This window comes from Nonomuraea sp. NPDC049649, from assembly GCF_040675175.1.
In the GTDB taxonomy this organism is placed as follows: Bacteria; Actinomycetota; Actinomycetes; order Streptosporangiales; family Streptosporangiaceae; genus Nonomuraea.
In genome coordinates this window covers 1-11,064 of record NZ_JBFAOH010000076.1, presented here as the reverse complement: position 1 = coordinate 11,064, position 11,064 = coordinate 1, and the positions used below count along the sequence as shown (strand labels likewise).

General features: G+C 66.1%; 10 protein-coding genes. 4 read left to right on the top strand and 6 right to left on the bottom strand.

All coding sequences use genetic code 11. The annotated features are described in order from the left end of the window. Positions 1–212: pectate lyase (locus AB0J42_RS37160; RefSeq protein WP_364303189.1), on the top strand; the 212-nt coding region annotated here is incomplete at its 5' end. 67 nt (positions 213–279) lie between these two features. Next, positions 280–1,515: a hypothetical protein gene (locus AB0J42_RS37155; protein ID WP_364303187.1), complete on the top strand. Its 1,236-nt coding sequence runs from the start codon at positions 280–282 to the stop codon at positions 1,513–1,515. A 2-nt stretch (positions 1,516–1,517) separates the two neighbouring features. On the opposite strand, the gene AB0J42_RS37150 is transcribed toward AB0J42_RS37155, so the two are convergent. Further along, positions 1,518–2,336: an aminoglycoside phosphotransferase family protein gene (locus AB0J42_RS37150; RefSeq protein ID WP_364303191.1), complete on the bottom strand. Its 819-nt coding sequence runs from the start codon at positions 2,334–2,336 to the stop codon at positions 1,518–1,520. 97 nt (positions 2,337–2,433) lie between these two features. On the opposite strand from AB0J42_RS37150, the gene AB0J42_RS37145 reads away from it, so the two are divergent. Together AB0J42_RS37145 and AB0J42_RS37140 are read left to right on the top strand one after the other, a co-directional pair. Beyond that, complete coding sequence (locus tag AB0J42_RS37145) at positions 2,434–2,841, top strand: hypothetical protein (protein WP_364303185.1); 408 nt, start codon at positions 2,434–2,436, stop codon at positions 2,839–2,841. Then, a complete protein-coding gene (locus tag AB0J42_RS37140) occupies positions 2,838–3,215 on the top strand; it encodes a helix-turn-helix domain-containing protein (RefSeq protein ID WP_364303184.1) in 378 nt (125 codons plus the stop codon). Before AB0J42_RS37145 ends, AB0J42_RS37140 begins: the two co-directional genes overlap by 4 nt. Positions 3,216–3,262: 47 nt before the next feature. Here AB0J42_RS37140 and AB0J42_RS37135 read toward each other — a convergent pair whose 3' ends face one another. From AB0J42_RS37135 to AB0J42_RS37115, 5 genes are all read right to left on the bottom strand, one after another. After that, the gene (locus AB0J42_RS37135) at positions 3,263–3,583 is read right to left on the bottom strand and encodes a histidine phosphatase family protein (RefSeq protein WP_364303182.1); all 321 of its coding nucleotides are present in this window, start codon (positions 3,581–3,583) and stop codon (positions 3,263–3,265) included. A gap of 401 nt (positions 3,584–3,984) precedes the next feature. After that, positions 3,985–5,511, bottom strand: a complete 1,527-nt coding sequence (locus AB0J42_RS37130; protein ID WP_364303180.1) for a serine/threonine-protein kinase — start codon at positions 5,509–5,511, stop codon at positions 3,985–3,987. Between the two features lie 21 nt (positions 5,512–5,532). Beyond that, the gene (locus AB0J42_RS37125; protein ID WP_364303178.1) at positions 5,533–7,413 is read right to left on the bottom strand and encodes an N-6 DNA methylase; all 1,881 of its coding nucleotides are present in this window, start codon (positions 7,411–7,413) and stop codon (positions 5,533–5,535) included. Next, entirely contained in the window at positions 7,414–8,130 is a 717-nt protein-coding gene (locus AB0J42_RS37120; protein ID WP_364303176.1) for a SprT family zinc-dependent metalloprotease, read from the bottom strand. Between the two features lie 7 nt (positions 8,131–8,137). Continuing rightward, positions 8,138–11,064, bottom strand: a 2,927-nt coding sequence (locus tag AB0J42_RS37115; RefSeq protein ID WP_364303173.1) for an HsdR family type I site-specific deoxyribonuclease, incomplete at its 5' end; no start/stop codon positions are given.

Below are 11,064 nucleotides of genomic sequence, written 5' to 3'. Positions count from 1 at the left end.
ACGGCATCACCGCCCGCTCCACCAAGGTCCTGGCCGGGATCAACACCAACTGGGGCGACACCGCCCGCTTCCGCCGCATCACCGTCTACGGCAACACCACCATCTGCGAGAAGTACCGTGGCGTCCCCAAGGGCAGCGAACCGAGCAAGATCGGCGAAGGCGCCGACGGGACCAACTGCCTGTACTCATCCTCCGACATCACCTACCGCTAACCGGTCGCTGCGCCGGGCCTTCCCCGGCACCCGGCGCAGCGATGTTAGCGATAACAGAAGGAGACGCATGAGACTCCTCGCCATCATCCTCCTCACTCTCCTGCTCCTCCCCACCACCCCGGCCGCGGCCGCCACCAACCTGGCCGTCGCCGCCACCCCCTCCGCCTCGTACACCTCACCCTGGGAGAACGTCAACGCCATCAACGACGGCGTCGACCCGCCCCGCTCCAACGACACCGCCAACCCCCGCTGGGGCACCTGGCCCGAAACCGGCACCCACTGGGCCGAACTGACCTGGCCCACCGCCCAGACCCTCACCTCCGCCGAGGTCTACTTCTTCGACGACGGCGGCGGCGTACGCCTCCCCGCCTCCTGGAAGCTCCAGCGCTGGAGCGGCGGGACGTACATCGACATCCCCGGCACCTACCCCACCGCCGCCGACACCTACAACCGCGTCACCTTCCCCGAGATCAGCACCGTCCGGCTCCGCGTCGTCCTGCAGAGCGGCGCCGCCTCCGTCGGCCTCCTCGAGATCAAGGCGTACGGCGAGAGCGGCACACCCGCCCCCTGGAACCCGCCGGCCCACCTCGTCACCCCGCTCAACGAGGTCTGGCAGCACGTCGAGAGCACGTACCCCAACCTGTACGGGTTCCGCAACTACGGCTGGGACCAGGTCATGGCCAACGGCGGCTCCATCAACTACTGCGTCCGCTGGGACTCCAACGCCACCGTCACCGCCGCCCAGCGCGACCGCATCCACGCCACCCTGGCCCGCCAGTTCAAGAAGTGGACGGACCTCATGATCGGCCAGGAAGGCTGGCCGTACACTGACGTCCCCGTCAAGGTCGTCGGCTGGGCCGTCCGCGACCGCAACCAGCTCCAGTGGACGGACGACTCCGTCGACATCTACGTCGGCGACATCCGCGAGAACGCACCCCAATGCGCCCCCGCCTGCGGCCGCTTCTTCAACCAGAACGGCACCTACCCCAACTGCCCCGGCGGCGCGGCCCGCCACTACGACATGTCCCTCTGGCTCACGGCCGGCATGGGCGGCGGCGCGGGCGGCGACTGGGGGCAGCGGCTCGGCAGCGAGTACTACCTGGCCAACCTCGACGCCGACAACATGCACATCCTGCTCCACGAGATCGGCCACTCGTTCGGCCTGGACGACTTCTACGACTGGACGCCGAGCGGCGTGTGCTGCTTCCTCATGAAGGCGGGCAGCGCATCATCGATCACCGAGTTCGACGCCTGGATGTTCCGCGACTGGTGGCGCCACCTCAAGAGCCGCTACGGCCTTTGAACCTACGTGCGACCGAGCGCCGCCCGGATCTGGGCGAGACCCTCCAGACCCAGGCGGCGCCCGTCCGGGAACCGGTCGTCCCGATCCCAGCGCCACGCCGTGACCATCGCCAGCACGAGAATCCGGCACAGCCGCAGCGACTCCCGATCGAGACTCGAATACTGCTCGCCGACCTCCTCGGGCGCGTGGGCGACGTCGAACTCGACAGGCCCGCGGCAGCACGTCTCGAAATCGATGAACACCGGGCCGCTCGTGGTGGCCAGGACGTTGCCCGGATGCGGCTCACCGTGCAACACTTGCTCGGCACCGCCCCGCTCGCTGACCGATGCGCTCAGGTCCCGTAACGCGTCGCCGAGCAGCTCCCGATCCTCGTCGGCGAGGTCCGGACTACGGTCCCGGCTGGCGGCGAGGTGCTGAGCCTCCGCGACCCGGTCCAGGAAGTGCGGCGTCGGCACGTCGACCTGGCGCATCCCGGCGTGCAACCGCTCCAACGCCTCGGCGTAGTCGACCGGCGAGGCCTCCGCCACCGTTTCGTAGTAGGTCCACAACGTGACCTCGAACCCGTCCCACTCATGGACACCCGGCTCCACCAGCGTGGCCACCGGAGCCCCGACCTCGGCAAGCCGCCGGGCAAGCTCGACCTCGAACCACGCCACCTGATGCGCCACCGGCGCCACCCGGGCCAGCACGTCACAGGGCAACAGCCGAAGGCTGACCTTGTTCGAGTCCTGCAGCACGACCGCGTCGTGGGTCGCCAACCCGACCGCCGCAGCCACCTCCCCGGCCGCCGCCATTGCCCGCCGAACCTTTGACGCCCGCATCATGGCCAAGCCTCTTCTCCGTCGCTGGCTGCGTCCCTCTGCTGACTCAGCTGGGTATGACTTGAAAAGCATATGACTTCGGTGGCATAGTAACTGTGTGGACATTGACTGGCCAGCCGAATTCGGTGCGTGGCTCGACCGGCTCGAAGCGGAAGCCAGGGCTGGCGACCAACGATCACGGCTGCTGCTGGTGTTCACGGCCCGCGCGTTGGATCAGCTTCGGAACCTGAGCGAGCCGCCCTCTCCGGGGGCGGAAACGGCCACCCTCCGGTGGGTGCGCCAGTCGCGCCGCCATCAACTCTGGCGAGTCTCGCATGCCTACCACCCAGAGGTAGCGGTCCGACTGATCTGCTGGTTTCCACCGAACACCGGAAAGGTCGTCGTGGCCCTGTTCTCGGGAGACAAAGCCAAACTAGGCGACCTGTTCTACGACAGCGTGGCCGCACGCGCGGACGGGCTGATCGATCAGTGGAAACGGGAGACTGCGTTTGAGGAGAAGCCATGACCGAGCCAGACAACACCTTCGTCCGCGGCAATGAACACCTGGACCGGCTGCTCGCGGACCCCGAACTCGCCGCTGAAGTGGCCCAGGCGCACGAGGCGGCCGAGGAGATGGATCGCGCCTACGCCATGAACCTGGCGATGATTCGCAAGGCCGGACAACTGACCCAGGTCGAGGTAGCCAAGAAACTCGGCGTGGGGCAGGCTGTGGTGTCCCGGTTGGAGAACCGCAACGACATGTTGCTGTCCACCCTGTTCGACTACCTCACGGCCACGGGAGCCGAAAGCGCCAGCATCGTCGTGACCGTTCACGGACGCCGCATTGAACTCGACCTAGCGCAACTACGCAACGTGCCATCCGAAAAACGATCAGCCTAATCTCCACACCCTCAGCTGTTCTGCGTGGGCACAGCCCATCCGCTGGGCTAGTCGATGTGCCGCACCCGCCGGGCCTCCAACAGGCTCACCGGCATGCCGTCAAACTCCCCGTAGTGGCACTCGCGCAACCGCCGGTCCTGGATGAAAGGGATGCCCAAGTCCCCCAGGGCGACAAGCGCCGTCTGCACGGCACGGCGCAGGTCGGAGCTGAACACCGCGTCCAACCCGTCGTCGCGGCGCCGCTCACCCAGCTCCACGGCAAGGGCCAGACCTCGCTCCGACAGCTCACCGGGCAACCAGCCGCTGGCGATGCCGGCCTCGTTGTGCTCGCTTATCGAGTGCGTCTCGTAAACGATCTCAACGGTCATCGGCGCTCCCGCTACGTCGGATTCCTCAGGCTACGGGTCGCCGCCGTAAATCAGTCGGGGAGCCACATCACGGCTGTCGCCCGTGGGAGTGGCATCCCATCATCTAATACGTCAGCGTCATAGTTGATGGTATGCCGGAGGACTGGCTGACCAGTGATGAGGCGGCGAGCCTGCACGGAGTAACGGCCGGGCGCGTCAATGCCTTGGCCCGATCGGGAGAGTTGGCCTACCGGATGGCGGGCCGTACGCGGCTTGTCGCCCCCCTGGCCGCCCCCACCGCCAGCCGAAGCTCTGAGGTCTCCATCCCGCCTCTTTTCTTGAGAGGGCACCGAACGGCAGCAGGTTCGTCGTGTCACTGTCTTCTGAGGAGAAGCCGGTGATCCTTCGCTTGAGGACGGGTCTCAGGACAGACTTGCGAGCAGCTCGGACACGCGAATGGTAGCGCCGTGGTCCGAGCCGTAGAGCCGGGTGAGGTCGTCTCGCAGGTCCGTGAGTGTCACTCGGGCCTTATCGAGAGTGCCGACGCTGACTTCCAACTCGCCTATCTGGCGACGTAGTTCCAGGACCCGCGCATCATCCTCAGGGAAGCGGCTCATCTCATCCGCCAGCAACTCCCGCATGATGTGGAGTGCGAGGCCGGGGTCGCCCGCGTGGACGTGACAGGTCGCTTCCTGCAACCTGCATTGAGATATCTGCTCATGGTCAGGTTCGGGCAACAGGAGCAGATCGTCCGCGATCTGCCGAAACTCCTGGGCCGCTCGAAGGTAATCCTGTCCCGCGAACAGGACATCCGCGAGCTGCCCGCGCAGGCCGATCACATCCGGGTCAGCGCTACCTAGACTGCGGCTTGCCGGGTCGGCAATCTTGGCCAGCACGCCCGCCGCATCTCCATAACGCGACTCCCTGACAAGAGACATCGCCTGCCGGCGAGCGCGGCCGATGTCACTACGGGTGAAGTCGTCATCCGCTCGGGCGTTCCTCGTGGGGGAACCTACTGGCCGGACCCCGTCAGTGAGAGTACGGCTGATCGCGTGCGCGTACATCCGGACGGGGCTGGACCCGGGAACGGTCATGTCACCGAGCGGACCAGTCCCCGCCAGATACGTCATGAGCCGCTCGTGCACCTCCGCCGCTGTCGCAGGACGGTCTTCCGGCTGCTTCGCGAGCATCGCCAGGATCAACTCGTCCAGTTCCCTTGGCACGTCCGGCCGAAGCTGCCCGACGGCGGGGGGTGACGTGTTGACGTGCTGGTCCATCACGCTGTACTCGGACGGCCCGGTGAACAGATGCTGTCCGGTGAGGAGTTCGTGCAGTACGGCGCCGAGCGAATAGATATCGCTCCGCTCTGTGGGCTTGTCAGCGCTGACCTGTTCGGGAGACATGTAGGCGGCGGTGCCGAGTTGCTGGCCGGTCCTGGTCAGCTTGGTCAGCTCGGGATTGTCCATCAGGGCAAGGCCGAAGTCCACCACCTTGATGGAGCCGTCTCGACGGAGCATGAGGTTGGGTGGCTTCAGGTCTCGGTGCAGGATGCCGAGCTCGTGTGCTGCAGCCAGTACCGCTGCCACTTGCGCACCGATGGACGCGACCCACCCAAGGGGAAGAGGGCCGTGCTCGGCGATGACGTCGTCGACCCCGGTGCCTTCCACGAATTCCATCACCATCAACAGGCGGCTCCCCAGGATCGGATCCTGATAGCTGCCGAAGTCGTGCAGCACAGGCGCGCCAGGGTGGGTGAGCCTGGACATGATCTTCGCCTCGTGGGTGAACCTGGCCTCAAGCTCTGGATCACGCACTCCGTCCGGAAACCGGATGAACTTGATCGCTACCCGCCGTCCGAGCTTCTCGTCTTGGGCGCCCCAGACCACGCCCATACCGCCCTTGCCCAGGTGGATCGGGTCGAGGCGATAGCGATCGAGGACGAGGGTCACCCATGCCTCCATGAAGGGGGATCACTCGGGATGCAGGCTTCCGTCGAAGAGGCCGTCGATGCCGGCCGCCACAAGATTATCGCTGATCTCGCGGAGCGCGCGGGTGGTGTCCTCGTAGGCCAGTAGTTGGCGGAAGGCGTCTCCGTACCGGCGTTGCTCGTCGATGGTCAGCCTGGGCAACTGCGCGCGACGTGGATCGAGCCGTACCGAGGTGCCGGGCCGGACGCGTGAGCCACTGGCGCGCAGGCAACCGGCCAGGAAGTGAGGGTCCAGTCGGTTGGGGTCGGCACGGATGAGCAGGAGTTGCGGGCCGAGGACTGCCCCTGATTCCGTCATTACTCGCGGAAACCAGCCGCTGTCCGTAACGACCGGAGAGACGACGTCGTTTCGTTCCACCCGCACCAGTCCTGGCGCGTCGGAGCTGCGGCCCGTGGGCGCCCGCCCCAGAAGGAGGTCCTTCGCGGTGAGGACGGGAAGCTCGCCCTCGCCCGGGAGTTTGAGCGGGCCTTGCAGGATGGTCACGACCCCGGCACGGGCGAGCTCTCCGACACTGGACATCGCCCGTTCGCGTCTCTGAGTGGCCGAAAGCCGAGGCAGAGTGGCGGCCAATGACTTGGCCAAGGCCGCCGCCTTCTCTCGCAGGGCGGAGAAACTCGACGGGTCCGGTTGCCCGAGGGGTGAGATCCACTGGCCGGTCGTCAGGTCGATTTCTTCGTCAAGGAGGTCGATGATCCTTACGGCTTTGCTGCCTTGGGGAAGGTCCTCGGATGCGCGGAAGGCCTGCCATGCCGTTGCGGCGAGCGCGAGGTCCTCTCTGGCGTCCACCATCAGAACCTCGGACGGCGGTTCGATGCCGGCTTCAGGTCTACGTAGAACCCAGAGGTCAGGGGCTCCGCTGGAAGCGGGGGCAGCGCCTGTCGGGAGTGTGATGATCGCCCGGAGTGTGCCGGCCCGGAGCAGATTACCCCGGACTCTGCGACCTGGTCGGCGGCTCGCGGCGACACCAGGCATCATGATGACCACGGTGCCGCCGGGTCGCACGTGCGCCAGGCAGTGCTGCGCCCAGGCGAGCTCCGACTCGCCCCGGGGCGGTAGGCCGTACTCCCAACGGGGATCGTTAGCGAGCTCCACGTAGCCCCAGCTGCGCTCGTTGAACGGTGGATTGCAGATCACCACGTCCGCCTGCTCCCCTGCGAAGGCGTCCGAGCGCAGAGAGTCACCTGTCTCGATGCGCGCATCGTAGCCCCGGAGCTGCAAGCGGATGGCGGCCAGACGAGCCGCGCTCACGCTCGAATCCTGGCCGAGCGTGCGCGCTGCGGAGGATTCGAGGAGCAGCGTTCCTAGCCCGCATGACGGATCGAGCACAACGCGGTCGGAGGTTTCGCCGATGCGCGCCATGAGCTTGGCTACGTCTCGGGGGGTGGTGAGCAGCCGGCGGGAGTGCAGGTCCACGTAACGGTCACAGATGCTGTCGAACGCGTCGACCGGGCCTTCGGACCGACCTACCTCGACGATCGCCGCGATGAGTCCCGCATCGATGTCCAAGCCGTCCGGAGCTGTCTCCCACAAACGTTTGAACAGGTCCTTCTCATCGAGTCCGGGCTCTTGCTGGAGATGGAGGAGCACGCTTCCCGCGAATCCCACGGCCTCGCCGAGCCGTAGATCATCGGTGGCCGCGCGGAGCCTCTGCCAGAGCCGTTCGACAGGCGCTACTTCCACGTAGCGGTTGTGACGACGAAGCCAAGCCTCGACCTCACTGAGCGAGAAGGCCGGACTTGTAGCAGTTCCGCCAACAGGATGGGGAAAATCGTCGAACCGCTTGCGCCAGTTGCTGACGGCCGCCCGGCCGACGTCGGCAAGCCGGGCGATGTCCGCCGCGTTCACCGTGACGTCGTCGTGCATCTACCGTCCTTCTTCCGGCAACCAAAGATCATTTCCCGTACGGCGGAGCCGCTCGCGATAGTCCTCATGACCGGGAAGCGCCCGCTCCACGACCCTCCAGAACTCGGCGCTGTGATCAGGCCGGTGAAGATGCGCCAACTCGTGCACGAGTACGTAGTCGATCAGAGTCGGAGGAAGCTGCATCGTCGCCCAGTGAATGTTGACTTGGCCGTCACGGGAGCACGATCCCCAGCGGTAGCCGAGCGGGCGCACGCGCAGCCCGCCCAGCTCGACTCCGATCCGCGTCACCCACGGCTGAACCCTCCTGGTGAGCCACGGCCTGCCGACGCGGCAGTACCAGGCGACCAGTTCCTTCGCGCCTCCACCCCGAGCCAGCTCCAATCGACCTCGAATCAGGCGTACGTCACCGGAATCGACGATGCGCAGCCGGTACGACCGGCCGAGATACAGGAACCCTTCACCCGAGACGAACTGCTTGTCCGGCGGTGTCTCGCCGAGATCCCGCTTCTCGGCGACCTTGCCGTAGAGCCACGAGCGTTTGGCCTCGACCACCTTGGTCAACTCGGTACGGGAAGTCTGCACGGGGACGACCGCGGTGATGGAGGCGTCCCGCTCCACGGTGAGCCGCACGCTCTTGCGGCGCTCACTGACCGAGACGGCGACCTCAAGGTCACCGACCCGCAGGACACCAGGGAAATCACTCACGGCCACCAGCATGCCAGCCTCATGCCCTCGGGATATCCGCCCGGTTTTGCTGAACCACGTCGCGCGCCTTATCTGCGACCTGATCCAGCCGATGGAACTCCCCCAGATCGTGGGTGACCAGAATTTCGAGAATCTCCTTGCGGAAGTCCTCCACATCCTGCTTCTTCTTCCAGAAGTCGCGGAGGTGGATGGTCCGCGCGGCCTTCTGGTAGATCTCCCGGCTGGCCTCGACGTACCGCAGGTCGTCGACGTCCTCGGCGGAGGTGGCGAGCTCGGTCAGCAGCAGGCCGAACAGGGCGTTCTCGACGGGACTGAGGTTGTGCGGGTTGTCCCGCCGATCCTCCACGATGTCGGCCATCAGATCCTTGAACGCGAGCAACTGCTGGTCCCATTCGTCCTTGAGCTCGGTGATGATCTGCTCCAGGCGCTCGCTGAGGAGCTGGTAGCGGGCCGGGTCCTGGCCGCGGTGCACCTCGATGTGGTGCCTGATGGCGTTCTCCATCTCCGAGGCCTTGGCCCGTGAACCCCCGGTCATCTCCTCGACCTTCGCCGCGAAGTTGGCCGCGGTCAGCGCGATGGGCGGCAGCTGCTGCTCGATGCCGAGCGAGGTGACATGATCGTCGATCAGTAGCTTGATCTTCTTGCCGTACGCGCCGGGATCGAACTCGCCGCCGTCCACGCGGTAGCGCCGGTTCGCGGTCAGCTTGATGACCATGAACCGCTTGAGGTCCGGGAGGTACGGTTTCGCCGCCGGATCGGGCAGGACCGTGTTGACCGTACGAGCGAAGATGGCCAGCTCGGCGCTGAACTTGTCGCGCCGCTGCGGATCGGCCAGCTCAAGAACGCAGCCGTCCACGTCGGTGTGATCGCGGAACATCATCCGGAGCCGCTGCACCTGCGGCTCCAGCTTGGCGACCTCGACCCGCATCTCGCGCAGCGCCTCGGCCACGTCTCCGCCTTCTCCGGAGTCGAAGCTCTCGTCGGCGTACACACGCAGCGCGTCCACCAGGTTCTGGGCTACGCCGCGATAGTCGACCACATAGCCGTACGGTTTGCCGTCCGCAGTCCGGTTGACCCGGGCCACCGCCTGGAGCAGGTCGTGCATCTCCATCTTGCGGTCCAGGTACATCACCTGCTCGATCGGCGCGTCGAAGCCGGTCAGCAGCATCGACTTGACGATCACGAAGGCGATGTCGTTTTCCCCGAACGGCCGGGTGAAGCCGTCGATCCTCGCCTTCTGCTTGGCCTCGTCGGTCCACTCGTCGAACCGGCTCTCGTCCTCTGCGTCTCCCTTGGAGACGACCGGCACGAAATCGATCCGCTTGAGCAGGTCGAGCTGCTTGTAGGCGCGTACGAGCTGGGCCTGGCGCGGCCTCAACTCGTCAGGGGCGCGGTCCAGCAGCTTGGGTGGCAGCTTCATGACGTCCTTGACCAGTTCGTCGCGGGCGTCGAGCAGCGCGTCCCGGTAGCGCAGCGTGGTCTCCCGGTCGTGTGCGACCACCTGGGCCTTGAAGCCCTCGGGCAGCACCTTGTCCACGTAGTGGCGGAGCATGTGCTTGGCCTTCACGTCCACGAGCTTCTGCGCCGTCGAGACCGTCCCCTTGGTGGCCCAGCGCTGCTGGAGCTGCTGCCGTTCCTCGTCGGTCAGGTCCTCGAACTCCTCCTCGAAGAGCTCGTCCATGTCCTGGCCGTCGCGGAGCGCGCCCTTGACCTTGAAGCCCTCGTACAGGATCGGCACGATCACACCGTCCTCCTCGGCTTCACGGAGGCGGTAGGTGTCGATGAACGAGCCGAAGAGCTCCACACTGGTCTTGCGCCGGCCCTTCTTCGTCATGATCGGCGTGCCGGTGAAGCCGATCCGGGCGGCGTTGGGCAGCGCCTCGCGGAGGTTCGCGCCGAGGGAGGCGGTGTGCGAGCGGTGCACCTCGTCGATCAGCACCACGATCGAGTCGTCGGCGTTGACCTGGCCCAGGTCCATACGGTCTTTGGGAGAACCGTCCTGGTTCTTCTGGATCATCACGAAGACGACGCCGGGGCCGCTGCGGGCCAGGTACGTCTTGGCGCGGGCGCTGCTCTTGGCGACATCGACCTTCTCGCCGCTGAGCTGCATGGTCTCCTGGAGCTGGTCCTGGAGTTGGGTGCGGTCGGTGACGGCCACGACCTTGTAGTGCGCGAGCTCGTCGATCGAACGCAGCCGGCGGACCAGGAAGGTCATGGTGAGGCTCTTGCCCGAGCCCTGGGTGTGCCAGATGATCCCGCCGCGTTGCCCCGGCTTGCCCGTCAACAGCCTGTGGACAGTCCGCTCGACTGCCCGGAACTGCTGGTAACGGGGGGCGACCTTGACCGTCGTGCCGGTGTCGATGGTCATGAAGGTGACGAAGTTGTGGACGATGTTGAGCAGGTTGACCGGGTCGAGGATGCCTGCGGCGAGAATCTCCTGCTTGCTGAGCTGCTGCTCGGTCTTCTTCCGCCGGGTGGCCAGCTCGGTCATGGTCAGGGGGTACGGGTCGCGCCAGGGGACGTAGTGTTCGTGGGCGGCGGTGATGGTGCCGAGCTTGGCGTCTTCGCCGCTGGTCGCGACCGTCAGCTGTACGGAGTGGAAGAGTTTCGGGTTGCCGGTGTGGTAGCGGCGGATCTGGTCCACGGCCACGCCGAGGTTGCTCTGGGTGGGCGTCTTGCACTCGACGACGACAAGAGGGATGCCGTTCACGAACAGGACGAGGTCCGGGACGATCGACTTGCTGCCGCCGGTGCCGGGGATGTCCACACGGAACTGGTTGACCACGGTGAAGTCGTTGTTGCCCGGGGTCTTCCAGTCGATGAAGTGAACCGTCCGGTCCCGGGCGCCGTCCGGGTCGCGTCCTCGGAGCGGTGTAAAAAGCTCGACGAGGTAGGTGCCGTGAGTGGATCTTAGGCGGCCTCGGTGACGGGTGCCAAGGCCGGATC